The sequence below is a fragment of the Streptomyces alboniger genome, assembly GCF_008704395.1.
In the GTDB taxonomy this organism is placed as follows: Bacteria; Actinomycetota; Actinomycetes; order Streptomycetales; family Streptomycetaceae; genus Streptomyces; species Streptomyces alboniger.
Genome location: NZ_CP023695.1, coordinates 2,668,936 through 2,694,898, shown reverse-complemented (window position 1 = coordinate 2,694,898; position 25,963 = coordinate 2,668,936). Strand labels below are relative to the sequence as shown.

The 25,963-nt window shown below is 69.9% G+C and carries 21 protein-coding genes and 2 tRNA genes; 17 read left to right on the top strand and 6 right to left on the bottom strand.

The genetic code is table 11. From position 1 onward, the window contains the following. Positions 1-558: 558 nt before the first annotated feature. Positions 559-753 carry a hypothetical protein gene (locus CP975_RS11840; RefSeq protein ID WP_030783273.1) on the top strand — a complete coding sequence of 65 codons (195 nt, stop codon included), beginning with the start codon at positions 559-561 and terminating at the stop codon, positions 751-753. A gap of 76 nt (positions 754-829) precedes the next feature. Here the strand turns inward: CP975_RS11840 and CP975_RS11835 are convergent. Further along, positions 830-900, bottom strand: a tRNA-Gly gene (locus tag CP975_RS11835). A gap of 141 nt (positions 901-1,041) precedes the next feature. Between CP975_RS11835 and CP975_RS11830 the strand changes: the two genes are divergently transcribed. From CP975_RS11830 to clpX, 5 genes are all read left to right on the top strand, one after another. Further along, positions 1,042-1,118, top strand: a tRNA-Pro gene (locus CP975_RS11830). Between the two features lie 126 nt (positions 1,119-1,244). Then, positions 1,245-2,621: a trigger factor gene (gene tig, locus CP975_RS11825; protein WP_055530013.1), complete on the top strand. Its 1,377-nt coding sequence runs from the start codon at positions 1,245-1,247 to the stop codon at positions 2,619-2,621. Between the two features lie 395 nt (positions 2,622-3,016). Continuing rightward, positions 3,017-3,622: an ATP-dependent Clp protease proteolytic subunit gene (locus CP975_RS11820; protein WP_030783279.1), complete on the top strand. Its 606-nt coding sequence runs from the start codon at positions 3,017-3,019 to the stop codon at positions 3,620-3,622. Between the two features lie 62 nt (positions 3,623-3,684). Then, on the top strand, positions 3,685-4,389 hold the full coding sequence (locus CP975_RS11815) for an ATP-dependent Clp protease proteolytic subunit (protein ID WP_030783282.1): 705 nt from the start codon (positions 3,685-3,687) through the stop codon (positions 4,387-4,389). Between the two features lie 166 nt (positions 4,390-4,555). Further along, positions 4,556-5,842 (top strand): ATP-dependent Clp protease ATP-binding subunit ClpX, encoded by a 1,287-nt coding sequence (clpX, locus tag CP975_RS11810; protein WP_055530012.1) that lies wholly within the window; start codon positions 4,556-4,558, stop codon positions 5,840-5,842. 66 nt (positions 5,843-5,908) lie between these two features. On the opposite strand, the gene CP975_RS11805 is transcribed toward clpX, so the two are convergent. The 3 genes from CP975_RS11805 to CP975_RS11795 all read right to left on the bottom strand — a co-directional run bounded on the left by CP975_RS11805 (position 5,909) and on the right by CP975_RS11795 (position 8,985). Next, positions 5,909-6,766 carry a hypothetical protein gene (locus tag CP975_RS11805; protein WP_150476846.1) on the bottom strand — a complete coding sequence of 286 codons (858 nt, stop codon included), beginning with the start codon at positions 6,764-6,766 and terminating at the stop codon, positions 5,909-5,911. A 63-nt stretch (positions 6,767-6,829) separates the two neighbouring features. Continuing rightward, the gene (locus CP975_RS11800) at positions 6,830-7,843 is read right to left on the bottom strand and encodes a hypothetical protein (RefSeq protein WP_150476845.1); all 1,014 of its coding nucleotides are present in this window, start codon (positions 7,841-7,843) and stop codon (positions 6,830-6,832) included. Positions 7,844-7,956: 113 nt separating this feature from the next. Further along, on the bottom strand, positions 7,957-8,985 hold the full coding sequence (locus CP975_RS11795; RefSeq protein ID WP_150476844.1) for a hypothetical protein: 1,029 nt from the start codon (positions 8,983-8,985) through the stop codon (positions 7,957-7,959). A gap of 211 nt (positions 8,986-9,196) precedes the next feature. On the opposite strand from CP975_RS11795, the gene CP975_RS11790 reads away from it, so the two are divergent. Beyond that, entirely contained in the window at positions 9,197-11,821 is a 2,625-nt protein-coding gene (locus tag CP975_RS11790; RefSeq protein ID WP_055530511.1) for a valine--tRNA ligase, read from the top strand. A gap of 111 nt (positions 11,822-11,932) precedes the next feature. On the opposite strand, the gene CP975_RS11785 is transcribed toward CP975_RS11790, so the two are convergent. Continuing rightward, positions 11,933-12,589, bottom strand: a complete 657-nt coding sequence (locus CP975_RS11785; protein ID WP_063756225.1) for a hypothetical protein — start codon at positions 12,587-12,589, stop codon at positions 11,933-11,935. 135 nt (positions 12,590-12,724) lie between these two features. Here CP975_RS11785 and CP975_RS11780 point away from each other — a divergent pair, with 135 nt between their 5' ends. Continuing rightward, positions 12,725-13,885, top strand: a complete 1,161-nt coding sequence (locus CP975_RS11780) for a sensor histidine kinase (protein WP_150476843.1) — start codon at positions 12,725-12,727, stop codon at positions 13,883-13,885. A 94-nt stretch (positions 13,886-13,979) separates the two neighbouring features. On the opposite strand, the gene CP975_RS11775 is transcribed toward CP975_RS11780, so the two are convergent. After that, the gene (locus CP975_RS11775) at positions 13,980-14,996 is read right to left on the bottom strand and encodes a rod shape-determining protein (RefSeq protein WP_167532684.1); all 1,017 of its coding nucleotides are present in this window, start codon (positions 14,994-14,996) and stop codon (positions 13,980-13,982) included. 177 nt (positions 14,997-15,173) lie between these two features. Here CP975_RS11775 and folC point away from each other — a divergent pair, with 177 nt between their 5' ends. The 9 genes from folC to CP975_RS11730 all read left to right on the top strand — a co-directional run bounded on the left by folC (position 15,174) and on the right by CP975_RS11730 (position 25,918). Continuing rightward, positions 15,174-16,697 carry a bifunctional tetrahydrofolate synthase/dihydrofolate synthase gene (gene folC, locus CP975_RS11770; RefSeq protein ID WP_055530032.1) on the top strand — a complete coding sequence of 508 codons (1,524 nt, stop codon included), beginning with the start codon at positions 15,174-15,176 and terminating at the stop codon, positions 16,695-16,697. A 5-nt stretch (positions 16,698-16,702) separates the two neighbouring features. Next, positions 16,703-17,068, top strand: coding sequence for a DUF4233 domain-containing protein (locus CP975_RS11765; RefSeq protein WP_055530027.1), 366 nt, complete (start codon positions 16,703-16,705; stop codon positions 17,066-17,068). 76 nt (positions 17,069-17,144) lie between these two features. Continuing rightward, positions 17,145-17,558, top strand: coding sequence for a nucleoside-diphosphate kinase (ndk, locus tag CP975_RS11760; RefSeq protein ID WP_030783313.1), 414 nt, complete (start codon positions 17,145-17,147; stop codon positions 17,556-17,558). Between the two features lie 323 nt (positions 17,559-17,881). Then, complete coding sequence (locus CP975_RS11755; RefSeq protein WP_030362602.1) at positions 17,882-18,901, top strand: rod shape-determining protein; 1,020 nt, start codon at positions 17,882-17,884, stop codon at positions 18,899-18,901. Positions 18,902-19,063: 162 nt separating this feature from the next. Further along, positions 19,064-20,017, top strand: coding sequence for a rod shape-determining protein MreC (gene mreC, locus CP975_RS11750; protein WP_055530028.1), 954 nt, complete (start codon positions 19,064-19,066; stop codon positions 20,015-20,017). Between the two features lie 12 nt (positions 20,018-20,029). Further along, positions 20,030-20,701 (top strand): rod shape-determining protein MreD, encoded by a 672-nt coding sequence (mreD, locus tag CP975_RS11745; RefSeq protein ID WP_055530030.1) that lies wholly within the window; start codon positions 20,030-20,032, stop codon positions 20,699-20,701. A 55-nt stretch (positions 20,702-20,756) separates the two neighbouring features. Beyond that, positions 20,757-23,003 (top strand): penicillin-binding protein 2, encoded by a 2,247-nt coding sequence (gene mrdA / locus CP975_RS11740; protein ID WP_150476842.1) that lies wholly within the window; start codon positions 20,757-20,759, stop codon positions 23,001-23,003. Beyond that, positions 23,003-24,199 (top strand): rod shape-determining protein RodA, encoded by a 1,197-nt coding sequence (gene rodA / locus CP975_RS11735; protein WP_055529420.1) that lies wholly within the window; start codon positions 23,003-23,005, stop codon positions 24,197-24,199. The genes mrdA and rodA overlap by 1 nt, the downstream gene beginning before the upstream one ends. Positions 24,200-24,262: 63 nt before the next feature. Continuing rightward, positions 24,263-25,918 (top strand): CYTH and CHAD domain-containing protein, encoded by a 1,656-nt coding sequence (locus CP975_RS11730; RefSeq protein ID WP_055529422.1) that lies wholly within the window; start codon positions 24,263-24,265, stop codon positions 25,916-25,918. The last annotated feature ends 45 nt before the right edge of the window (positions 25,919-25,963 follow it).

Genomic DNA, 25,963 nt, shown 5'->3' with positions numbered 1-25,963 from the left:
AACTCGGTGAGACGATCCGGGACCGCACTGCGCCTACGGGGGTGGTGGCAGCGTGGAACATCTGACGCACCCTAGCGTCGCGGCGCTGTCTTCGTAAAACCCTCGTCGATTTCGTCAACTCAATCCCTGTCAATCCCTGAGGCGATTACCGCTTATCGGGCCCACGTACCCGCGAATCTCTTCAGTAGACAAAGAGATGTGACCGTATGGCGTCCCATACGTCACAATTCATCCGGTTTAAATGGTGCATAACGCCCGCAGGCGACTCCGCCGGAATGTCCGATTGGTCGGCCGGCCGGGAGCCCCCGATGTGCCCTCCGCGACAATTCGAATTTCCTGCGAACACCGTGTGTGGCAATGGCAACGGTCACGTTGAATTCCCGTTGCCCGGGGGCGGTCGAATTGCCGTCCCCCGCGGACCGGGTCCGCGCGGGTTGGCCGACGATGTGTCAGCGGCCGCATACAGCGGGCGGGTTGGTGGCACGATGGTCGGTGGCGGGGGTGTGCGGGGTCGTACCCCCCGGGCCGGGAGAGCGACCGACCTAAGGTGTGATCAGTGTGGCCATTTCGCTGTCAGTGGTGCTGCTGTTGGCGATCATCCTCGTAGTGCTGATCCGTGGGGGATCGCTCAAGGCGGGGCCCGCGATAGTCGCGGTGCTCTTCGGCTTCTTCCTCGCCTCGACGGGCATGGCGCCCTCCATAAACAGATTCCTGAACCAGCTCGCGGAGACGATCAACTCGATCAGCTTCTGACCGGGCCGGGCGCCGGCGGGGGAACGCCGACGGCCCGGTCGCTGGATTCAGCAAACCGGGCCGGAGGACTGACGAGAGCGGGCGACGGGAATCGAACCCGCGTAGCTAGTTTGGAAGACTAGGGCTCTACCATTGAGCTACGCCCGCACGGTGCACCAGGGCCCTCGGGCCGCGGTACGACAGGCATCGTAGCGGGTCCACGGCGTCCGCCGCACACCCCCCTTCCCGCAACCCCGCTCGACCGGGGGTCATACGGCCCGGGGGCATGTACCCTACGTGTCGCACCGACGGGGTGTGGCGCAGCTTGGTAGCGCGTCCGCTTTGGGAGCGGAAGGCCGTGGGTTCAAATCCCGCCACCCCGACCAGCAGGATCTCCCTCACAAGATCGCATTGTGGCTCGGCTGCCGCTTGCCGTTACTATGCAAGCTGTGTGCCCGTGTGTCTCTGAGCCGGGCAGAATCCCAAGCAGTCAGCCCCAAGGAGACCGAACCGTGAAGAGCGCCGTGGAGACCCTGAACCCGACTCGGGTTCGGCTCACTGTTGAGGTGCCCTTCGAGGAGCTCAAGGAAAGCCTCGACGCGGCCTACAAGAAGATCAACCAGCAGGTCACGGTGAAGGGCTTCCGCAAGGGCAAGATCCCGGCCCGAGTCATCGACCAGCGGTTCGGCCGCGGCGCCGTCCTCGAAGAGGCCGTCAACGACGCGCTCCCGAAGTTCTACACCGAGGCGGTCAACGAGGCCGAGCTCAACGTCCTGGGCCAGCCCGAGGTGGACATCACCGAGCTGAAGGACAACGAGACCCTCAACTTCACCGCCGAGGTCGACGTCCGCCCGACCATCGAGATCCCGGACTACTCCGGCATCGAGGTCGAGGTCGACGCGATCGAGGTCAGCGACGAGGACGTCGACAAGGCCGTCGAGGAGCTGCGCGAGCGCTTCGCCTCCACGTCCCCCGTCGAGCGTGCCGCCGAGGACGGCGACGTCGTGACGATCGACCTCCAGGCGAAGGTCGACGGCGAGGTCCTGGAGGACGGCGTCGCGTCCGGCGTCTCCTACACCATCGGCTCCGGTGAGCTGCTCGAAGGCATCGACGACGCCGTCAAGGGCCTGGAGGCCGGGGCTGAGGCCACCTTCACCTCCGAGCTGAAGGGCGGCTCGGCCGCCGGCAAGGAGTCCGAGGTCACCGTCAAGGTCACCCAGGTCGCCAAGCGCGAACTGCCCGAGCTGGACGACGACTTCGCCCAGCTGGCGTCGGAGTTCGACACCCTCGACGAGCTGAAGGCCGACAGCCGCAAGCGCCTTGAGAACATGAAGCAGTACGACCAGGCCACGCAGGCCCAGGAGCGCGTCCTGGAGAAGCTGCTCGAACTGGTCGAGGTCCCCGTCCCCGAGAAGCTCCTCGCGGACGAGATCCAGACCCGCAAGCACAACCTGGTGAACCACCAGCTCGGCCAGATGGGCCTCGACCTCGCGAAGTACCTGGAGATCCAGGGCAAGACCGAGGAAGAGTTCGACGCCGAGACCAAGGAGCAGGCCGAGAAGGGCATCAAGACGCAGTTCGTCCTCGACGAGCTGGTCAACAAGGAGAAGCTGAACGTGAACCAGGAGGAGCTCACCGAGCACCTCATGCGTCGCGCGCAGTCCTCCGGCATGTCCCCCGACCAGTTCGCCCAGGCCGTCGTCGAGGGCGGCCAGGTCCCGATGCTGGTCGGCGAGGTCGCCCGCGGCAAGGCCCTCGCGGTCGTCGTCGAGGCGGCGACGGTCAAGGACACGAAGGGTGAGGTCATCGACCTCAGCGACGAGGACGAGGACGAGGCCGCCTCGGCCGAGGCCTCCGACGCCCCCGCCGAGGAGAAGACCGAGGCCTGAGCCTCGTAGCTCCTGCGTACGTACTGTGGGCCCCCGGGATCTCGATCCCGGGGGCCCACAGTCGTGCCCCGTCAGGGGCGCGGGGAACTGCGCGAGCAACCACGTCCAAGCCGCAGACGCGTCTGCCGACGTCTGCCCCACGGCGAGTGCGGGTGTCGGGGGCTGGCCGCGCAGTTCCCCGCGCCCCTTACGGGGCGCTACCTGCGCTCACAGCGAACAGTTGGCTCTCCGGGATTCCCGGAGGGACCCCGCGCGTTAGGGTCCATGAATACGAGGGCAGGGGAGTCCCCGGAGCCGCCCCGGAGCGGCTGGCACGCGGGGTCCCAGCCCCAGCTGAAGACGTGAGACGGCCCGGCGCCGTCGTAAGACGAGCAGGTGGATACGTGACGAATCTGATGCCCTCCGCCGCCGGCGACCCCTCCATCGGTGGTGGCCTCGGCGACCAGGTCTACAACCGGCTGCTCGGCGAGCGGATCATCTTCCTCGGCCAGGCCGTGGACGACGACATCGCCAACAAGATCACCGCGCAGCTGTTGCTCCTTGCCGCCGAGCCCGACAAGGACATTTTCCTCTACATCAACAGCCCCGGCGGCTCGATCACGGCCGGCATGGCCGTCTACGACACCATGCAGTACATCAAGAACGACGTGGTGACGATCGCGATGGGCATGGCCGCCTCCATGGGCCAGTTCCTGCTCAGCGCCGGCACGCCCGGCAAGCGCTTCGCCCTGCCGAACGCCGAGATCCTGATCCACCAGCCCTCCGCGGGCCTGGCGGGCTCCGCGTCGGACATCAAGATCCACGCCGAGCGGCTGCTGCACACCAAGAAGCGGATGGCCGAGCTGACCGCTCACCACACCGGCCAGACCGTCGAGCAGATCACCCGCGACTCGGACCGCGACCGCTGGTTCGACCCGCAGGAGGCCAAGGAGTACGGCCTCATCGACGACATCATGCCCACCGCCGCCGGCATGCCGGGCGGGGGCGGCACCGGAGCCTGAGGCACCCCTCAGCGCCCCGTCAGCCGAAACCTCAGCCCCCGCTCCTCAGGAGACCAAGACAGATGAACAACCACCCCGGCAGCGGCCTCTACGCCCGCACCCAGGCCGAGCTCGGCCCGGCCGCCCAGGCCGAGTTCACCGGCGCCCGCGCCGAGTCCCGCTACGTCATCCCGCGCTTCGTCGAGCGCACCTCGCAGGGCGTGCGCGAGTACGACCCGTACGCGAAGCTCTTCGAGGAGCGCGTGATCTTCCTCGGCGTGCAGATCGACGACGCCTCCGCCAACGACGTCATGGCGCAGCTCCTGTGCCTGGAGTCGATGGACCCGGACCGTGACATCTCCATCTACATCAACAGCCCCGGCGGCTCGTTCACGGCCCTCACGGCCATCTACGACACGATGCAGTTCGTGAAGCCGGACGTGCAGACCGTCTGCATGGGCCAGGCCGCCTCGGCCGCCGCGGTCCTCCTCGCGGCGGGCACGCCGGGCAAGCGCATGGCGCTGCCGAACGCCCGGGTCCTGATCCACCAGCCCTACAGCGAGACGGGCCGCGGTCAGGTCTCCGACCTGGAGATCGCCGCCAACGAGATCCTCCGGATGCGCGCGCAGCTGGAGGACATGCTGGCCAAGCACTCCACGACGCCGATCGAGAAGATCCGCGACGACATCGAGCGCGACAAGATCCTCACGGCCGAGGACGCGCTCGCGTACGGCCTCGTCGACCAGATCATCTCCACCCGGAAGATGAACAATTCCGCGGTTGCCTGACCCGGCGCTGTAGCATCTGCCGCTCCTTGGCATGGTTCGCGTACGACCCGCGTCGAAGTGAACCGTGCCAAGGGGGGCCCGAACGGGGGGCCCGGCAAGGTACCGTCGGATAGAGGCACCAGGAGCCGCTGAACGTGGCGTCTCCCAGGCGAAGGGGAAGCACCTCGTGGCACGCATCGGTGACGGCGGCGATCTGCTCAAGTGCTCGTTCTGCGGAAAGAGTCAGAAGCAGGTCAAAAAGCTCATCGCAGGCCCCGGTGTGTACATCTGCGACGAGTGCATCGACCTCTGTAACGAGATCATCGAGGAAGAGCTCGCGGAGACGAGCGAGGTCCGCTGGGAGGAACTGCCCAAGCCTCGCGAGATCTACGAATTCCTTGAGGGCTATGTCGTGGGCCAGGAGCCCGCGAAGAAGGCCCTCTCGGTAGCGGTGTACAACCACTACAAGCGGGTCCAGGCGGGAGAGAACGGCGGCGCGCAGGGCCGTGACGACGCGATCGAACTCGCCAAGTCCAACATCCTGCTGCTCGGCCCGACCGGGTCCGGCAAGACACTCCTGGCGCAGACACTCGCCCGCATGCTGAACGTCCCGTTCGCCATCGCGGACGCGACGGCGCTGACGGAAGCGGGCTATGTCGGCGAGGACGTCGAGAACATCCTGCTCAAGCTGATCCAGGCGGCCGACTACGACGTCAAGAAGGCCGAGACCGGGATCATCTACATCGACGAGATCGACAAGGTGGCCCGCAAGAGCGAGAACCCCTCGATCACGCGCGACGTGAGCGGAGAGGGCGTCCAGCAGGCGCTGCTGAAGATCCTGGAGGGCACCACCGCTTCGGTCCCGCCGCAGGGCGGCCGCAAGCACCCGCACCAGGAGTTCATCCAGATCGACACGACGAACGTGCTCTTCATCGTGGGCGGCGCCTTCGCCGGCCTCGAAAAGATCATCGAGTCGAGGGCGGGCGCCAAGGGCATCGGCTTCGGCGCCACCATCCGCTCCAAGCGCGAGCTGGAGGAGAAGGACCAGTTCGAGGACATCATGCCGGAGGACCTGGTGAAGTTCGGGATGATCCCCGAGTTCATCGGCCGCCTCCCCGTGATCACCTCGGTCCACAACCTCGACCGCGAGGCCCTGCTCCAGATCCTCGTGGAGCCGCGCAACGCGCTCGTGAAGCAGTACCAGCGCCTCTTCGAACTGGACGGCGTGGAGCTGGAGTTCGAGCGTGAGGCCCTGGAGGCCATCGCGGACCAGGCGATCCTGCGCCAGACCGGCGCGCGCGGCCTGCGCGCCATCATGGAGGAGGTCCTCCAGTCGGTGATGTACGAGGTGCCGTCCCGCAAGGACGTGGCCCGCGTCGTCATCACGGCGGACGTCGTCCGCTCGAATGTGAACCCGACGCTGGTGCCGCGCGACGTGCGGGGTCCGGGCGCCGGGGAGCAGAAGTCCGCGTAGTTCTCCTACGCACAAAGGGGCGCCCGGCGATTCGATCGCCGGGCGCCCCTTTGTGTGTGGTGAGGGCTACTTGACCTCGACGCGGACGTCGTCGCGGAGGTTGGCGACCTGGGTGGCGACGTTCTCCAGCGCGATCTTCTTGCCGCTGCCGGTCGCGGCGGCGTCGGAGTACACGGCGTACGCGACGGTGCTGTGGTCACCCCAGACGCACATCGGCGTCTGGAAGCTGTTGGGGATGCCCTCGCCGCCCGGGTCGACCTCGCCCATCTTGTACTCGGCCTTCTGGCACTTCATGATGCCGTTCTCGAAGCCGTCCGGCGTGAACTCCTCGGGCTCGCCGATGAGTTTCATGGCTCCGTCGGAGCCGTTCATCGAGTTCTTCTCCATCTCGGCGAACATCGCGTCGACGACCTTCTCCGGGTCGTCGACCTTGCCGTACACACCCGAGTAGTTGAAGGTCTGCATGCTCGCGCCCTCGCCGTACTGGTAGGCGGCGTAGACGTCCTTGGGGTCGCTGACGCCCTGCTTCTCCAGGTCCTTGAGGTCGCTCGACGACATGCCGCCGCCGGAGCCCTCAAGCTTCTTGAAGCTGCCGAGGACGGTCGCGGGGGCCGTCAGCTTGTACGTCTTGCCGTCGTCGGCGACCGAGGAGCTGTCGCCCTCGGCGAAGAGGAAGTACCCGCCGACGGCAGCGGCGGCCACGACCACCACGGCACCGATGATGAGCCCGGCCTTCTTGCCTCCGCCGCCCTGCGGGGGCGCCTGGTACTGCCCGAACGGGGCCTGGGGCGGCTGCCCGTACGGGGCCTGGGGCGCCTGCTGGGGGTAGCCGTAGCCCGGCTGCGGGGGCTGGGGCGGCTGCCCGTAGGGGCCGGGCTGCTGGGGCGGCTGGCCGCCGTACGGGCCGGGCTGGTTGTAGCTCACTGCGTCGGGGTTCCCCTCGTTGGTGGTGCGGCGGTGCGTGCTGCGTGGTGCTGCGTGCCGGCGTCAGAGCTTGACGCGGACTTCCTTGCGGACCTTGAGCGCGGTGGCCGAGGCGTCGTCGAGCGAGACCTTGCCCGCCATGGCGTTGGCGACCTCGATGGGCACGACGACCGCGACGGTGCTGTGGTCACCCCAGATGCAGACCGGCATGCGGATCTCCTTGGGGCCGGACGACGTGCCGCTGCTCGGGCCGTCGTTCTTGATCACGGACTCCTGGCACTTGAGCACGACGTCGTCCGTGCTGAAGTCCTTGGGGCTGCCGACCAGCTTGCCCGTCTCCGCGCCGGGCTCCTTGGAGTCCTTCTTGACCTTGGCGAACATGCCGTCGACGACCTTGCCCGGGTCGCCGACCTTTCCGTAGACACCCATGAACTGGATGGCCTTCTGCGCCAGGGGATTGCCCTCGTCCCCCGACTTGTATCCGGCACTGACGTCCTTGGGGTCCTTCACACCGGCCTTCTTGGCGGCCGCGATGTCGCTGTCGTTGAAGCCCCCGCTCTGGCCGCTGTCCTTCTTGTAGTCGGTGAGCAGCGTCTCGGGCGTGATGAGCTTGTGCGCCCCGTCGTCCGCCACGGAGGAGGAACCGCCGCCGCTGCCGCCGCTGTCGCTGCCGCCGAAGAGGAAGTACGCGCCGACGCCGAGGGCCGCGACCACGGCGATGCCGCCGATGATCAGGCCGGTCTTCTTGCCGCCGCCTCCGCCGGGCGGCGGGGGCGGGACCTGCCCGTAAGGGGCCTGCGGGGGGACCTGCCCGTAGGGGCCGGGCTGCTGGGGCTGGCTGTAACCGCCCTGCTGCGGGGCCTGCTGCGGGTAGCCGTAACCGGGCTGCGGCTGCGGCGGGGGCGCCTGCTGGGGGTAGCCGTAGCCGGGCTGGGGGGCCTGCGGCGGCTGCCCGTAGGGGCCGGGTTGCTGCGGCTGGCCGCCGTAGGGGCCCGGCTGCGGGGGCTGCCCGCCGCCGTACGGGCCGGGCTGCTGGGGCTGCTGCCCGCCGTACGGGCCCGGCTGGTTGTAGCTCATGGGGTTCCCCTCCGAAACGCTTATGTGTTCCCGACATCCTGACGCAAGAGGGCCCGGCCGGGTGACCCAGCCCTGAGCCCAGGGCCGACGGGCCGCGCACGGCCCGCCGCGCGTCAGATCTTGACGCGGACTTCCCCGCGGAACCTGGCCGTTGTCGTCGCGGCCTCGTCGAGGTCCGCGGCCTGGCCGGACAGTGCGCTCGCCACGTCCGTGGTGACGATGTAGCCGAGGGTGCTGTGATCGCCCCAGATGCAGGTCGCGGCGGACATCTCACTGGGGCCCGAGGACCCGGCGCTGGATCCGGCGGTGGACCCGGCGGTGGACCCGGTGCTGGACCCCGCGGTGCCCGCGCCGCTGCCCAGGTCGATCTTCATCTCCTGGCACTTGAGGACCGCGCCGTCCAGCTCGGCGGGCTTGTACTCCTTCGGGCTGCCGACCATCGTGACCTTCTCGCCGCCCTGGGCGGTGGTGCCGTCCTCGGCCTTCTGCGCGGCGGTGGTGAACATGTGGTCCACGACCTTCTCCGGGTCCTCGATGTCGCCGTAGACCCCGCCGAAGGTCAGCACCTTCTGCGCCAGCGGGTTGTCCTTGCTGCCCGACTGGTACTGGGCCTTCACATCCTTGGGGTTCTTCACCCCGGCCGCCTCGGCCTTCTCGGGATCGACGCTGTTCAGCCCGCCGGTGCGGCTCGGGTCCTTCTTGTAGTCGGTCAGCACCGTCTCCGGAGCCGTCAGCTTGTGCGGGCCGTCGTCCTTGAGGCCGGTCTCGTCGCCTCCGCCGCCACCGGCCACGTTCGAGGAACCGCCGCTCTTGCCGCCGCCCTTGTCGTCGTCGCCGCCCGCGAAGAGGAAGTAACCGCCGACCGCGGCCGCGGCGACCACGGCGACCGCGCCGATGATCAGGCCGGTCTTCTTGCCGCCGCCACCTGCGCCGGGCGGCGGGGGCGGGACCTGTCCGTAAGGGGCCTGCGGCGGCTGCCCGTAGGGGGCGGGCTGCTGCGGGGCCTGCGGGGGGTAGCCGTAGCCGGGCTGGGGAGCCTGCGGCGGCTGGCCGTAGGGGCCGGGCTGCTGCGGCTGCTGGCCGTACGGCCCGGGCTGCTGGGGCTGCTGCCCGCCGTACGGGCCCGGCTGGTTGTAGCTCATTACTGGGGTTCCCTCCCGATGCTTACGCGTTCCGAACATCCTGTCGGATGGGCGGACGGGGTTGGGGCCTCGGGCCGGATCGATGCGCAGTTGTTGAAGGGCTGTGCCAGAGCACGGACGTGGCGGAAGTCGGCGGCGCCGCCGCGCAGTACCCGGGGCTGTCGAATATTCCGGTTTCGGGACCGCCGTCCCGCCCCTCTAAACTGACCGCGTGACCGACAACGCTCAGCAGCAGCCCCCAGCGACCACCCCCGAACTGCCGACCCAGTACGCGCCGGCCGAGGTAGAGGGGCCGCTGTACGAGCGCTGGGTAGAACGGGGCTACTTCTCCGCCGACGAGAAGAGCGAGAAGTCTCCGTACACCGTCGTCATCCCCCCGCCGAACGTGACGGGCGCGCTCCACCTGGGACACGCCTTCGAGCACACGCTCATCGACGCCCTCACCCGCCGCAAGCGCATGCAGGGCTTCGAGACGCTGTGGCAGCCGGGCATGGACCACGCGGGCATCGCCACGCAGAACGTGGTCGAGCGCGAGCTGGGCAAGGAGGGCAAGTCCCGCCACGACCTCGGACGCGAGGCGTTCATCGAGCGCGTCTGGAAGTGGAAGGGCGAGTCCGGCGGCCAGATCTCCGGCCAGATGCGCCGCCTCGGCGACGGCGTCGACTGGGAGCGCGAGCGCTTCACCATGGACGAGGGCCTCTCGCAGGCCGTCCAGACCATCTTCAAGAAGCTCTACGACGACGAGCTGATCTACCGCGCCGAGCGCATCATCAACTGGTGCCCGCGCTGTCTGACGGCGATCTCCGACATCGAGGTCGAGTACCAGGACGACGACGGCGAGCTGGTGTCGATCAAGTACGGCGAGGGGGACGAGACGCTCGTCGTCGCCACTACCCGCGCCGAGACGATGCTCGGCGACACCGCCGTCGCGGTCCACCCCGACGACGAGCGGTACAAGCACCTCGTCGGCAAGCAGATCAAGCTGCCGCTGACCGACCGCACGATCCCCGTCGTCGCGGACGAGCACGTCGACCCCGAGTTCGGCACCGGCGCCGTCAAGGTGACCCCGGCGCACGACCCGAACGACTTCGAGATCGGCCAGCGCCACAGCCTGCCGAACATCGCGGTCATGGACGAGCACGCCGTCATCACCGCGCACGGCCCCTTCCAGGGCCTGGACCGCCTGGAGGCCCGCTCCGCCATCGTCGGCGCGCTGCGCGCCGAGGGCCGCGTCGTCGCCGAGAAGCGCCCGTACACGCACTCGGTCGGCCACTGCTCGCGCTGCAAGACCACCATCGAGCCGCGCCTGTCGATGCAGTGGTGGGTCAAGGTAGGCCCGCTCGCGAAGGCCGCCGGTGACGCGGTCCGCGACGGCAAGGTCAAGATCCACCCGCAGGAGATGGAGAAGCGGTACTTCGACTGGGTCGACAACCTCCACGACTGGTGCATCTCGCGCCAGCTCTGGTGGGGCCACCGCATCCCCGTCTGGTACGGGCCGAATGGTGAAGTCGTCTGCGTCGGACCCGATGACGAGGCTCCCACCGGCGAGGGCTGGCGCCAGGACAACGACGTGCTCGACACGTGGTTCTCCTCCGGCCTGTGGCCGTTCTCCACGCTCGGCTGGCCCGAGCAGACCGAGTCGCTCGCGAAGTTCTATCCGAACTCCGTGCTGGTCACCGGCTACGACATCCTCTTCTTCTGGGTCGCCCGGATGATGATGTTCGGCCTGTACGCGATGGACGGCACCCCGCCGTTCCACACGATCGTGCTGCACGGCATGGTCCGCGACCAGTTCGGCAAGAAGATGTCGAAGTCCTTCGGCAACGCGGTCAACCCGCTGGACTGGATGGACAAGTACGGCTCGGACGCCCTGCGCTTCACGCTGGCCCGCGGCGCCAACCCCGGCACGGACGTGCCGATCGGCGAGGACTGGGTCCAGGGCTCGCGCAACTTCGCCAACAAGATCTGGAACGCCACGCGCTTCGCGATGATGAACGGCGCCACGATCGAGGGCGAGCTGCCCCCGGCCGAGGAGCTGTCCGCCACCGACCGCTGGGTCCTGTCCCGGCTGAACGCGACGGTCGCCGAAGTCGACGCGCTCTACGACGACTACCAGTTCGCCAAGCTCTCCGACGCCCTCTTCCACTTCGCGTGGGACGAGGTCTTCGACTGGTACGTCGAGCTGTCCAAGACGACGTTCATGGCCGGCGGCGAGGGCGCGAAGGTCTCGGCCCGCGTCCTCGGCGAGGTCCTCGACGTCACCCTGCGGCTGCTCCACCCGATCGTCCCGTTCGTGACGGAGACGCTCTGGACGGCGCTGACCGGCGGCGAGTCGCTCGTCATCGCCGACTGGCCGGCCGACAGCGGCTTCCGCGACGCCGGTGCCGAGCGGGAGATCGAGACCCTCCAGCAGGTCATCACCGAGGTCCGCCGCTTCCGCGCCGACCAGGGCCTCCAGCCGGGCCAGAAGGTCCCGGCCCGCCTGACCCTGGACGGCACGGCCCTCGCCCCGCACGAGGCCGCCATCCGCCAGCTGCTTCGCCTCCTGCCGGAGGGCGACGCGTTCACGGCGACGGCGACGCTGCCGGTCTCGGGCGCCACGGTCGCGCTCGACCTGTCCGGCACGATCGACGTGGCCGCCGAGCGCAAGCGCCTCGCCAAGGACCTCGCCGCCGCCGAGAAGGAGAAGGCGCAGGCCGAGGCGAAGCTGGGCAACGAAGCGTTCCTCGCGAAGGCGCCCGACCAGGTCGTCGACAAGATCCGCGGCCGCCTCACCAAGGCGGAGGCCGACATCGCCCGCCTGACGGCACAGCTGGAGGCCCTGCCCGCCGCGTAGGCACGTCGTCAGCGAAGGCTCCCGGGACCGGCAGGCGGACCCGGGAGCCTTCGTCGTTCGAGGTCAGCCGATGACGAGGTCAGCCGACGGCGTGATCAGCCGATGGCGTGATCAGCCGATGGCGTGGCGGTCCGCGGCCCGCTCGTCGGCCGGGCCCGCGGGCGCGATGAGGTCGACCGGCTCGAAGACCTCGGCCGGGCCCTCGCGCGGGGCCGGTGGCTCAAGGCCGAGCCGCTCCAGCTCCGCGCCCGCCAGGGCGTCCAGGATCTCCGGATCGCCGTGCCGCCAGCCCCAGGCGAGGCTGCCCGGCGTCGCGCCCGGGATCTCCGAGGCGGTGACGGCCACCTCTTCCAGGGGCCTGAGCAGCGAGCGCAGGGCCAGCAGGTCACGGCCGTCGTCCGAGGCGGCGAGGTCCCGCGCCGCCCCCGCCTGGCGGATCCAGCGGAGCCGGCGCGGCAGCCAGACCACGAGCACCAGGCCCACGGGTACGACGAACAGGGCGAGGGCGCCCACGGCGACGGCGGTGCGCACGGCCACCGGGTCCATGGCGTCGACGGCGTCCGCCACGCGGCGAAGGGCCGTGTCGACGCGCCCGCCGACCAGGGGCAGCGGTGCCCTGTGCTCCTGGAGGGCGCGGGGGAGGGCGAGCAGACACGCCAGCCGGTACGCGATGACGGCGGCGGTGGCCCACAGCGCGGTCCACAGCAGGACCCCGGCGTCACCGGCGAGCTGATGGGTCCGCCGGGCGGAATTCTGGGCATACCACATGGTCAGATCTGACCCCCGGTACCAGCCGGGGCCCGTCAGCCGCGCCGCGAGGCCGTGCGAGTCAGTGCCGCAAATCACCAAATCAGGGCCATAAGTCCGATGAATCGGGCCGAAAGACCTTGGATGATGGAGGGCATGCACGCCCGCCCCGCCGCCCAGGCGATACGCCAGGCGGCGGCCATCGGCCGTCGCCTCGCCGAGCGCTGGGGCAAGGCGACCGGGACCCTGGACCTGCTCACCGTGCTGAGCGCGCTGGCGCTGATGAGCCTGGACGTGCCGGGCCTCGCCGCGGCGGACAACTCCCTCACCGGTCCGACGGCCGCGCTCGTCCTGACGGCGGGCGCGGCGTCCCTGCTGCTGCGCCGCGCGGCGCCCTGGCTTCCGTACGCCGTCGCGCTGTGCCTGCTGGGCTGGCTGCACGAGCTGACGCTGGCGCAGTTCGCGCTGTACTCCCTCGGCCGCTACCGCGGGCGTCGGGCCGGGACGCTCGGCGTCATCGGGTACGTCGCGTTCGCCTACGTGATGTTCCTGCTGCCCGGCTGGCCGCCGCACCGGGGCGAGACGCTCAGCGAGTTCCTGAGCCTCATCGTGCCGGTCGGTGTGCTCGCGGCGGGGGTCGGTGTCGCCGCGAACCGGCAGGACCTGGTCCACGCGCTGGAGGCGCAGCGCGCGGAGACGGACATGCTGCACGCCGTGCAGCAGGAGCGGGCCCGCATCGCGCGGGACGTGCACGACTTCGTCGGGCGCGAGCTGACGCTGCTGAGCGTGCGCTCCCAGGTGCTGGCGCGCCGGGCCTCCGGTGGGCCCTTCGAGGAGGGGTTCGAGGAGCTTTCCGAGACGGCGCGCAGTGCGCATCAAATGCTGAACGAGATCATCGTGCAGCGGGGTCTCGATGGGGCGCCCACGCCCGGTCTCGACGCCCTTCCCGAACTCGCCGAGCGTAGCGGGCGCGCGGGCAGCCCCGTGGAGCTGCTGGTGGCCCCCGCGGCCCACCGGCTCTCGCCGCTGCGGCAGGCGGCCGTGCACCGGGTGGTCCAGGAGTGCCTGACGAACGCGGCGAAGCACGCTCCGGGGGAGCGGGTCACCGTCCGGGTGGACGTGGTGGACGGCCGCCTCGGCATCGCCGTCCGCAACGCGCTGCCGGCCGCGGCGCCCAAGTCGGCGCCGGTTTCCTCGGGGAGCGGGACGGCGGGGATGGCGGAGCGGGTGCTCGCCGTGGGCGGTGAGTTTTCGGCGGGGCCGGTGGGCGGGGCGTACGAGGTGACTGCGTGCCTGCCCGCGGGGGAGCTGGCCTGAGCCTCCGGGGCCGCAAGAACCTTTCCCACCCACCCACCCGTCACCCCGAACTCACCCGTCCCGAAGGGACAGAGACCCACCCGGGCGTCACCCGCTACGCCGCCGACATCACCCTCTCCAAGCCGTCGAAGTCCTCCACGCACTTGCCGCACCCCAGCGCCACGCTGTCCAGCGGATTCTCGGCGACGAAGACCGGGATGCCGGTGGCGGAGGCGATCCGCAGGTCGAGGCCGGGGAGCAGCGCGCCGCCGCCCGTCAGGACGATGCCGTGCTCCATGATGTCGCCGGACAGTTCCGGCGGGCACTCCTCCAGTGTCGTCTTCACCGCCGCGATGATGTGCTCGACGGGCTCGTCGAGAGCTCCCCGCACCTCCCGCACCGTCAGGTCCACGGTCTTCGGCAGCCCGGCCACCTTCTCCCGGCCCCGCACGGTGAACGTCCGGTCCTCGAAGTCCTCACGCCCCGGCACGGGCCAGGCGGAGCCGATCGCGACCTTGATGTCCTCGGCGGTGCGCTCACCCACGAGGAGCGAGTGCTCCTTGCGGACGAAGTCGGTGATCGCCGCGTCGAGCCGGTCGCCGCCCACCCGGAGCGACTGCGCCGTGACGATCCCGCCCAGCGAGATGACGGCGACCTCGCTCGTGCCGCCCCCGATGTCGACGACCATCGACCCGCGCGGCTCGCCGACCGGCAGTCCAGCCCCGATCGCGGCGGCCATCGGCTCCTCCACGAGATGGACGGCGCGCGCCCCGGCCCGCTGCGAGGCGTGGACGATGGCCCGCCGTTCGACGGGGGTGACCCCGCTCGGCACGCACACGACCATGCGGATGCGGGGCCGCCTGCCGGGCACGGCCTTGCGCACGAAGTGCCGGATCATCTCCTCGGCGGCTTCGTAGTCGCTGATCACTCCGTCGCGCAGCGGGCGGATCGCGGTGATGGACCCGGGGGTGCGCCCGATCGTCTCCTTGGCCTCCGTCCCGACGGCGAGCACCCCGCCCTTGCCTCCCCTGTCGGCCCGCACGGCGACCACGGACGGCTCGTTGAGCACGATCCCCTTGCCGCGCACGTAGAGGAGGGTGTTGGCAGTGCCGAGGTCGATACCTATGTCCATGATCGCCAAGTTTGCCGGGCGGCCCCGGCGAGCGGAGGGACCAAAGTCCCGAATCGGACGGGCCGAAAGTCCCGACGGCCCGGCCGGCAGGTCCCGACGGCCCGGCCGGCAGGTCCCGACGGCCCGGCCGACAGGTCCGGACGCCGAGTGTCGGTGGCGCTCCGTAGACTGGCGTACGTGAGTGACCTCCCCCCGAACGACGAGCACGCCGACCGCCCCGCCGACGACGAGGCCTTCGAGGAGATCGTCGGCGCCGAGACCGACAGGGACCCCGACCTCGCCGTCATCGAGGCGGGCAGCCGCACCCTGCGCACCCTGGCGGGCCCGCCGCAGGGCGACATCCCCGCCCGGCCCACCGACCCGGAGGTGGACAAGGCGCTGCGCGAGGTCGAGACGGAGCTGGCGGGCCGCTGGGGCGAGACGAAGCTGGAGCCCTCCGTCAGCCGCATCGCCGCGCTGATGGACGTCCTGGGCGAGCCCCAGCGCGCGTACCCCTCGATCCACATCACGGGGACGAACGGCAAGACGTCCACGGCCCGCATGATCGAGGCCCTGTTCTCCGCCTTCGAGCTGCGCACCGGGCGGTACACCTCGCCCCACGTCCAGTCGATCACCGAGCGGATCAGCCTGGACGGCGCCCCCATCGAGGCCGAGCGCTTTGTGGAGACGTACAACGACATCAAGCCGTACGTGGAGATGGTCGACGCCCAGCAGGAGTACAGGCTCTCCTTCTTCGAGGTCCTCACCGGCATGGCGTACGCGGCCTTCGCGGACGCCCCCGTGGACGTGGCCGTCGTCGAGGTCGGCATGGGCGGCAGCTGGGACGCGACGAACGTGATCGACGGCTCCGTCGCCGTCATCACCCCCATCGACCTGGACCACACGGACCGCCTGGGCTCCACCACCGGAGAGATCGCCGCGGAGAAGGCCGGCATCATCAAGCCGGACGCCACGGTGATCATGGCCCAGCAGCCGGTGGACGCGGCCCAGGTGCTCCTGAAGAAGGCCGTCGAGGTCGACGCCACGGTCGCCCGCGAGGGCCTGGAGTTCGGCGTCGTCGCCCGCCGGGTCGCGGTCGGCGGCCAGCTCCTGACGCTCCGCGGCCTGGGTGGGGAGTACGAGGAAGTCTTCCTGCCCCTGCACGGCGAGCACCAGGCGCACAACGCCGCGGTGGCGCTCGCCGCCGTCGAGGCGTTCTTCGGCATCGGCTCGCAGCACGCCCGCCCGCTGGACATCGACACCATCCGCAAGGCGTTCGCCACGGTCTCCTCGCCGGGCCGCCTGGAGGTCGTACGCCGCTCGCCCACCGTCGTCCTGGACGCCGCGCACAACCCCGCGGGCGCCCGCGCCACCGCCGCCGCCATCAGCGAGGTCTTCGACTTCAGCAATCTCGTCGGCGTGGTCGGCGCGAGCGACGGCAAGGACATGCGGGGCCTCCTTGAGGCCTTCGAACCGATCTTCGCCGAGGTCGTCATCACGCAGAACACCAGCCACCGCGCGATGGACGCCGACGAGCTGGCCGCGATCGCCGTCGAGGTCTTCGGCGACGACCGCGTCCAGGTCGAGCCGCGTCTGCCCGACGCGCTGGAGGCCGCGATCACCCTCGCCGAGGAAGAGGGCGAGTTCGCGGGCGGCGGCGTCCTGGTCACCGGTTCCGTCATCACGGTCGGCGAGGCCCGGCTGCTCCTGGGGAGGGGCTGACTCCTGTGCGTACGCTCTGCGCTTCGACACTGATCGGCGAGTTCTTCGTCATCGGCTTCGCCGGTCTGGTCGCCATGAAGGACCCCGACCTCTCGATGAGCACGGTCTGGACGGTCTGCGGCGTCGCGATGCTGCTGAGCGTGCTGCTGTGCGGTGTGATCACGCGGCCCGGCGGGGTGCAGCTGGGCTGGGCCCTCCAGATCGCGCTGATCGCGAGCGGCTTCGTCGTGCCGGTGATGTTCTTCATGGGCGCGGTCTTCGCCGCCCTGTGGTGGGCCTCGGTCCATTTCGGGCGGCAGATCGACTTGGCGAAGGCACGGTTCGCGGCGATGGCCGAGGAGCAGGCGGAGGCCGGAGGTAACACCGCGTAGCCACCCCCGGTATCGTGCGGCCCAATCCCGGCGATCGCAAAGATCGAAGAATCGTAAGAACACCTTGGAGCCGCACATGAGCCAGCGCACCCTCGTCCTGCTGAAGCCCGACGCCGTACGTCGTGGCCTGATCGGGGAGATCATCGGCCGGATCGAGCGCAAGGCGGGCTGGACGATCTCCGCGCTGGAGCTGCGTTCGCTGGACCAGGAGACCCTGGAGCAGCACTACGGCGAGCACAAGGGCAAGCCGTTCTACGAGCCGCTGATGGGCTTCATGGCCTCCGGCCCCGTCGTCGCCCTGGTCGTCGAGGGTGAGCGCGTCATCGAGGGCGTGCGCGCGCTGGCGGGCCCGACCGACCCGATCGCCGCCGCGCCCGGCTCCATCCGCGGCGACTTCGGCGTGATCGTCCGGGAGAACCTGATCCACGCCTCGGACTCCGAGGAGTCCGCCGAGCGCGAGCTGAAGATCTTCTTCCCGGGTCTGGCGTAACTTCCCGGGCCCTGGCGCATCGCCTCTCGCGCGACTCGCTGACGACACGTCAGTGGGATGCCGACCCGCCCCGGACGGCCGGAGAGATTCGGCCGTCCTCTGGCATGTGCGCCCCAATCGGGGGAACGCGTGCCCCCGATGGCACGTCTCCAAGAGCGGGGCGGCACATCATCTGCTGACAATGGCGAAGACCCTCGCGCCGTCTTCGCGCGGCCGAGACTACGATGGAAGCCTCCACTGCCACTCAGCACCCACCTCGCCTACCTAAAAAGCCATCACAAGCTCCAATAGGGAAGGCCAGACGCATCCTCATGGGGAACAACATGTCGTTCATCGGCCGTGACATGGCTGTCGACCTCGGGACCGCCAACACGCTGGTGTACGTCAGGGGTCGGGGGATCGTACTCAACGAGCCGTCCGTCGTCGCGATCAACACCAACACCGGTGGCATCCTCGCGGTCGGCGCGGAAGCCAAGAAGATGATCGGACGCACGCCCGGCAACATCGTCGCGGTGCGCCCGCTGAAGGACGGCGTCATCGCCGACTTCGAGATCACCGAGCGCATGCTCCGCTACTTCATCCTGAAGATCCACAAGCGGCGCTACCTCGCGCGCCCGCGGGTCGTCGTCTGCGTGCCCTCCGGCATCACCGGAGTGGAGCGCCGCGCCGTCATCGAGGCCTCCTCGCAGGCCGGCGCGCGCCAGGTGCACATCATCGAGGAGCCCATGGCCGCCGCCATCGGCTCCGGCCTGCCCGTCCACGAGGCCACCGGCAACATGGTCGTGGACATCGGCGGCGGTACCACCGAGGTCGCCGTCATCTCGCTCGGCGGAATCGTCACGGCACAGTCGATCCGCGTCGCCGGCGACGAGCTGGACAACGCGATCATCCAGCACATCAAGAAGGAGTACTCCCTCCTCCTCGGTGAGCGCACGGCCGAGCAGATCAAGATCACCATCGGTTCGGCGTACGACATGGACGCCGACGAGCACACCGAGATCCGCGGCCGCGACCTGGTCTCCGGGCTGCCCAAGACCGTCGTCATCTCCGCCGCCGAGGTCCGCAAGGCCATCGAGGAGCCGGTCAACGCGATCGTGGACGCGGTCAAGACCACCCTCGACAAGTGCCCGCCCGAGCTGTCCGGCGACGTGATGGACCGCGGCATCGTCCTGACCGGCGGCGGCGCCCTGCTGCGCGGCCTCGACGAGCGGCTGCGCCGCGAGACCGGCATGCCGATCCACATCGCCGAGGACCCGCTGGACAGCGTGGCGCTCGGCTCCGGAAAGTGTGTCGAGGAGTTCGAGGCGTTGCAGCAGGTGCTCGACGCCCAGCCGCGCAGATGACCTGACGCGAAAACATCCGCCGTACGAGTGCCTGCCACCTCGTGCGGCGGATCGTTGATATAGAGGCAAGAGAAGAATTCAGGCAAGGCAGAAGAATTCCCCATAACCTCGTGGAACGCGCAGATTCCACGGAATCCGATTGAGGAAGGCACGCCGCCGCACGTGAGGGACACACGAGAGAGCCGGCTGCTCCTGGTGCTGCTGATCGCCATCGCGTTCGCTTTGATCACGGTGGACATCCGCGGCGGTGAGGACTCGCCGGTCGACGGTGCCCGCCAGGCCGCCGCCACCGTCTTCGGCCCGGTCGAGGAGGGGATGTCCTCCGCCGTGGACCCGATCGGCAACGCCATCGGCGCGGTCCGTGACTCCGGCGAACGCCACGACCGGATCGCCGAACTGGAGCGGCAGAACGCCGCGTTGAAGGCGAAGCTCGGCAGCGACGACCGCAACCGCAGCCGCGTACGCCAGCTCGACGGCATGCTCAAGACGGCGGGCGCGGGACAGTACGGCATCAAGGGCGCCGAGGTCATCGGCATAGGAGCGGCCCAGGGCTTCTCCTGGACCGTCACCATCGACGCCGGCGCGAACGACGGTCTCAAGCGCGACATGACCGTCCTGAACAGCGACGGCCTGGTCGGCCGCGTCACGACCGTCGGCCCGAACACCGCGACCGTCCTGCTCGCCAACGACCCCGACTTCACCGTCGGCACCCGCCTGGAGAAGACCGACGAGCTGGGCTTCGCCACCGGCCAGGGCGACCGCCCGCTCTCCGTCCAGCTGCTCAACGGCAAGGCCAAGGTCAAGAAGGGTGACCGCCTCGTCACCTTCGGTTCGCAGAAGGACAAGCCGTTCGTGCCGGGCGTACCCGTCGGCGAGGTCGTCCGCGTCGACCCCTCGGGCGGCGACCTCACCCGCAACGTCTACGTGAAGCCGTACGTCGGGTTCACCAAGCTCGACATCGTCGGCGTCGTCGTCGAGGCGCCCCGCAAGGACCCGCGCGACACGGTCCTGCCGCCCAAGCCCGAGAAGCCCAAGCCGACCCCGACGGTGACCGTCACGGCCACCCCGTCAGGAAAGCCGCCGGTCGACGGCGCCGCCGACGGCGACGAGCAGTAGGAGACCGGACCCATGCGCTTCAACCGAATCCTGCTCTCCACCACCCTGGTCGTCGTCGCCCTGGTCATCCAGGTCAGCGTCCTGGCCCGGCTCCAGCTGCCGGGCGCCGTACCGGACCTGGTGCTGCTCACCGTCCTCGCCCTCGCCCTGGTCTACGGCCACGTCGGCGGGGCCCTCGTCGGCTTCGGCGCGGGCCTCCTGTCCGACCTGGCCCCGCCCGCCGACCACGCCGCCGGGCGGTACGCCCTCGTGCTCTGTGTCGTCGGCTACCTCGCGGGCCTCGCCAAGCCCGAGAGCGGCCGGCTGCGCTCCGCCGCCGGTCCGCTCCTCGTGGTCGTCAGCGCCGCCCTCGGATCGACCCTGCTGTACGCGGGCGTGGGCGCCCTCGTCGGGGACACCGCCGCCCGCCACGTGGGCCTGGTCGGGCTGCTCTTCACCGCCGCGCTCTACGACCTGATCCTCGCGCCCTTCACGGTGCCGCTGATCATCGCGCTCGCCAGACGCGCCGAGAACGACCCGCTGGGCGAGGGCTCCCCGGCCAACAAGGCCGCCGACGTCTCCTCGGGCTGGCTCGCCTCCGGCACCGGGCTGAGCATCGGCAACCAGCGCGGCGGACTGCGGGCCAAGGCGGCCAAGGCCCGTGTCGCGCGCGCCGGACGCATCAAGGGGGTCAAGCGCCTGTGAGGGCGAAGCACTTCGCTGACCGCAGCAGGGGAGATCGCAGCAGGGGAGGGGAGCGGTGACCAACATCCCGGAGACCGGGCGGACCCCACGCGTCCAGATCCGTCTCATCATCATCCAGATCCTCGTCGTCTCCCTCCTGCTCACCCTCGGCGGCCGCCTCTGGTACCTCCAGGTCCGCAACGGCGAGGAGTACGCCAAGGAGGCCTCCGGCAACCACGTCCAGCAGGTCGTCCAGCCCGCCGTGCGCGGCTCGATCCTGGACGCCCGCGGAGTGCCGATCGCCGACAACCACACCCGCCTGGTCGTCTCCGCGTCCCGCACGGACCTGATGAAGATGAAGGACGACGGCAAGGCGGTCCTCGCCAAGCTCGCCGACGTCCTCGCCATGGACCCCAAGGACGTCGCCGACAAGGTCCGCCTCTGCGACTCCAAGACCCCCCAGCCCTGCTGGAACGGCTCGCCCTACCAGCCCATCCCGATCACCGACGAGGCCACGCCCAAGCAGGCCCTCCAGATCCGCGAGCGCTCCGAGGACTTCCCCGGCATCACCGCCGAGCCCACGGCCGTGCGCCGCTACCCCGCGCCCGGCAAGTCCAACACCGCGCAGGTCCTCGGCTACCTCTCGCCCGTCACCGACGACGAGATCAACAAGGCCAAGGACACCGACTCCCCGTTCCTCCGCTCCGACCAGGTCGGCCGCTCCGGGCTTGAACGGACGTACGACAAGCAGCTGCGCGGCAAGGCCGGCGTCACCCGCTACGAGGTCGACAACCTCGGCCGGGTCATCGGCAAGGCCGAGTCCGACGAGGCCAAGCCGGGCGCCAACGTCGTCACCAGCATCGACGCGCGCGTCCAGGCCGTCTCCGAGTACTGGCTGAACGACGCGATGAAGAAGGCACGCGGCGAGTTCGACAAGAACACCGGCGAGAACTACAAGGCCGACGCGGGCGCCGTCGTCGTCATGGAGAACAAGACCGGCCGCATCATCTCCATGGCCTCCAACCCGACGTACGACCCGAACGCCTGGGTCGGCGGCATCTCCGGCAAGGACTACGCCGAGCTCACCGGCAAGAAGTCCAACTACCCGCTGCTCAACCGTGCCATTCAGGGCCAGGCGGCCCCCGGCTCGATCTTCAAGGTCATCCCGACGGCCGCCGCCGTGAACGCGGGCTACGACTTCAACGGCCGCTACCCCTGCCCCAGTTCGTACTCGATCGGCGGCCAGACCTTCAAGAACTTCGAGTCCAAGGGCCACGGCTCCATCACCCTCGGCCAGGCCCTCGAAGTCTCCTGCGACACCGTCTTCTACAAGCTCGCGCACGACCAGTGGAACAAGGACGGCGGCAACAAGCCGAGGCCCGACGCCAAGGACTGGTTCTACAAGACGGCCCACCAGTTCGGCCTCGGCAAGGAGACCGGCATCGACCTGCCCAACGAGGTCACCGGCCGCGTCCCCGACCGCCAGTGGAAGAAGGACTACTGGAAGGCCAACAAGGACGCCTGGTGCAAGCAGGGCAAGAAGGGCGGCGAGTACTCCGAGCGCATCGCGTACGAGAACTGCCTCGAAGGCATGAAGATGCGCGCCGGTGACTCCGTCAACTACTCCATCGGCCAGGGCGACACCCTCGTCACCCCGATCCAGATGGCCACCATCTACTCCGCGATCGCCAACGGCGGAACCATGTACGACCCCACCGTCGGCAAGGCGATCATCAGCGCCGACGGCAGGCACATCGAGGAGATCAAGCCCAAGGCGCACGGCAAGCTGCCCATGGACGCCGAGCTGCGCAAGGACATAGACGGTGCCCTCGCGGACGTCGCGACGCGCGGTACGGCCGCGTGGCGGTTCGGCGGCTGGCCGCAGGACAAGATCCCGATGCACGCCAAGACGGGTACGGCGGAGGTCTACGGCAAGCAGACCACCTCCTGGTTCGCGACGTACACCAAGGACTACTCGATCGTCATGACGATCTCCCAGGGCGGTACGGGATCAGGCGCCTCGGGACCCGCCGTCCGCAAGATCTACGACGCGATCTACGGCCTCGACGACAGCGGCAACCAGGACCTGAAGAAGGCGCTGCTGCCCGAGCCGCAGAAGACCCTGCCGAAGATCGAGGCCGACGGCTCCATCGACGCCCCGAAGGTCAAGCCGTACAAGCCCGAGGCGCCCGAGCCGCCGGAGGGACAGCAGGAGCAGCAGGACCCACCGGGGCAACAGGACCCGCAGGACCCGCAGGACCCGCAGGATCAGCAGGACCAGCAGGAGCTGGCCGGGGCCCCGGCCAACTGGAGGCGTGACTGATGACCGGCAGTGGCTTCTCCGTCTCCGGGTACGGCCCCGAACGCTCCAACATCTCGCGCCTGCTGGCCCGCGACTCGATAGTGCGCCGGCTCGACTGGCCGATGCTCCTCGCGGCGATCGCGCTCTCCGGGATCGGCACCGCGCTCGTCTACTCCGCGACCCGCAACCGCACCGAGCTGGTCGGCGACGACCCGTACTCCTTCGCGCTCAAGCACGTCCTGAACACCGGCATCGGCTTCGCCCTGATGATCGGCACCGTCTGGCTCGGCCACCGCACGCTGCGCACGGCGGTGCCGATCCTCTACGGCATCTCCGTCTTCCTGGTCCTGCTCGTGCTCACCCCGCTCGGCGCGACCATCAACGGCGCGCACGCGTGGATCGTCCTCGGCGGCGGCTTCTCGCTCCAGCCCTCCGAGTTCGTGAAGGTCACCATCATCCTGGGCATGGCGATGCTGCTCGCCGCCCGCGTCGACGCGGGCGACCGCGAGTACCCCGACCACCGCACGGTGGTGCAGGCGCTCGGCCTCGCCGCCGTACCGATCGCGATCGTCATGCTGATGCCCGACCTCGGCTCGGTCATGGTCATGGTGATGATCGTGCTGGGGGTCCTGCTCGCCTCGGGCGCCTCCAACCGCTGGGTCTTCGGACTCCTCGGCACCGGCGTCGCCGGGGGCGTCGCCATATGGCAGCTCGGCGTCCTCGACGACTACCAGATCGCCCGCTTCGCGGCCTTCGCCAACCCCGCGCTCGACCCGGCGGGCGTCGGCTACAACACCAACCAGGCCCGCATCGCCATCGGCTCGGGCGGCCTGACCGGCACCGGCCTGACCAAGGGCTCCCAGACCACCGGCCAGTTCGTCCCCGAGCAGCAGACGGACTTCGTCTTCACCGTCGCGGGCGAGGAACTCGGCTTCGTCGGCGCGGGCGCGATCCTGCTCCTCCTCGGCGTCGTCCTGTGGCGTGCCTGCCGCATCGCCCGCGAGACGACCGAGCTGTACGGCACGATCGTCGCCGCCGGAATCATCGCCTGGTTCGCCTTCCAGTCCTTCGAGAACATCGGGATGACCCTCGGCATCATGCCGGTGGCAGGCCTTCCGCTGCCCTTCGTGTCGTACGGAGGTTCGTCGATGTTCGCGGTCTGGGTGGCCGTCGGACTGCTCCAGTCGATCAAGGTGCAGCGGCCGATGTCCGCGTAACGCCTTGCCGGAAGTCCCGCCGCGGGCATGTTTGGTCTCGCGTTTCGCGTCTAGATTCAATTCATGGCGGAGACGAAGCGCGAGATCGAGCGGAAGTACGACGTCGACGGGGCGGACGCGGAGCTGCCCGACCTGAGCGGGGTGGCCGGGGTCGGGGACGTCCTCGACAAGGGCGTCGTCGAACTGGACGCCGTCTACTGGGACACCCCCGACCAGCGCCTGGCCGCCGCCTCCATCACCCTGCGCCGCCGCACCGGCGGCGCCGACGAGGGCTGGCACCTGAAGCTGCCGGTCTCGCTCGCGCAGGGCGTGCGGGACGAGGTCCACGAGCCGCTCTCCGACACGGTGCCGCGCTCGCTGCTCGGCCTCGTGCGCTCCCGCGTCCGCGAGGCCGACCTCGTACCCGTCGTCCGCCTGCTGTCCGCGCGGAAACTGCGCCACCTCGTCGACGCGAAGGGCGCGCTGCTCGCCGAGGTCAGCGTCGACGGGGTGATCGCGGAGCGGCTCACCCCGGGCGGCGGCACGGCCGAATGGTCCGAGATCGAGGTGGAACTGGCCGACGGCTGCGATCCCGCGCTCCTCGACAAGGTCGAGAAGAAGCTGAGGAAGGCGGGCGTACGACGGTCCACCGCCTCCTCGAAACTGGCCAGGGCGCTGAAGGAGACCGCGCCCAAGGAGACCGCGCCCAAGGAGGCCGCCTCCAAGGGGCGCAAGACCAAGAAGGCCGCAGCCGACGAGGTCCGCCCCGCGGAGGGAGCGGTCGGCGCGGGCAAGCCGGCCGGGAAGAGCGAGGCCGTGGCCGAGGCGGTGCGGGAGGCCGTCGGGGACGGGACCGGAACCGCGGGCGACCACGCCGTCGCCTACCTCCGCGCCCAGCGCGACGCGATCGTCTCGCTCGACCCCGCCGTCCGCCGCGACCTGCCCGACTCCGTGCACCAGATGCGGGTCGCCACCCGACGGATGCGCAGCGCCTTCAAGTCGTACCGAAAGATCCTGGACCGTACGGTCACCGACCCCGTGGGCGACGAGCTGAAGTGGCTCGCGGGGGAGCTGGGCGTCGACCGCGACCAGGAAGTCCTCACCGATCGCCTGGTCACCCGCGTCGAAGCGCTCCCCAAGACGCTCCTGCTCGGCCCGGTGCGCGGGCGGCTGCGCGTCTGGTCCGTCACCCGCCGCACCGGCTCGCGGCGCAGGACGGTCGCCGTACTCGACAGCAAGCGCTACCTCACACTCCTGAACACCATCGACGCGCTGCTCGCCGAGCCCCCGCTGCGTCCCGCCGCCTCCGCGCCGCCCGCCAAGGCGCTGCCCAAGGCGCTCCTGAAGGACTACGCCCGCCTCGCGACCCGCGTCGAACACGCTCTCGCGCTGGCCCCCGGCGACGAGCGCGACCGGGCCATGCACGAGGCCCGCAAGGCCGCCAAGCGCGCCCGGTACGCGGGCGAGGCCGCCGTCCCCGCGCTCGGCAAGGCCGCCAAACGGTTCGCGAAGCGGATGAAGTCCGTACAGAGCGTCCTCGGCGGCCACCAGGACAGCGTGGTCGCCCGGGAGGCCCTGCGCGCCCTGGCGATCCAGGCCCACCTCGCGGGCGAGACCGCGTTCACCTGGGGCCTCCTGTACGGCCAGGAGGAGGCGAGCGCGGCGGACCGGGAGCGGGAGCTGCCGGGGGTGTGGGCCGAGGCGTCCCGGCGGAAACTGCGGGCGGCGCTCGGCAGCTGAACACCGGGGTACGCTTGATGGTCACCCCTGCCAGCTCATGAGAGA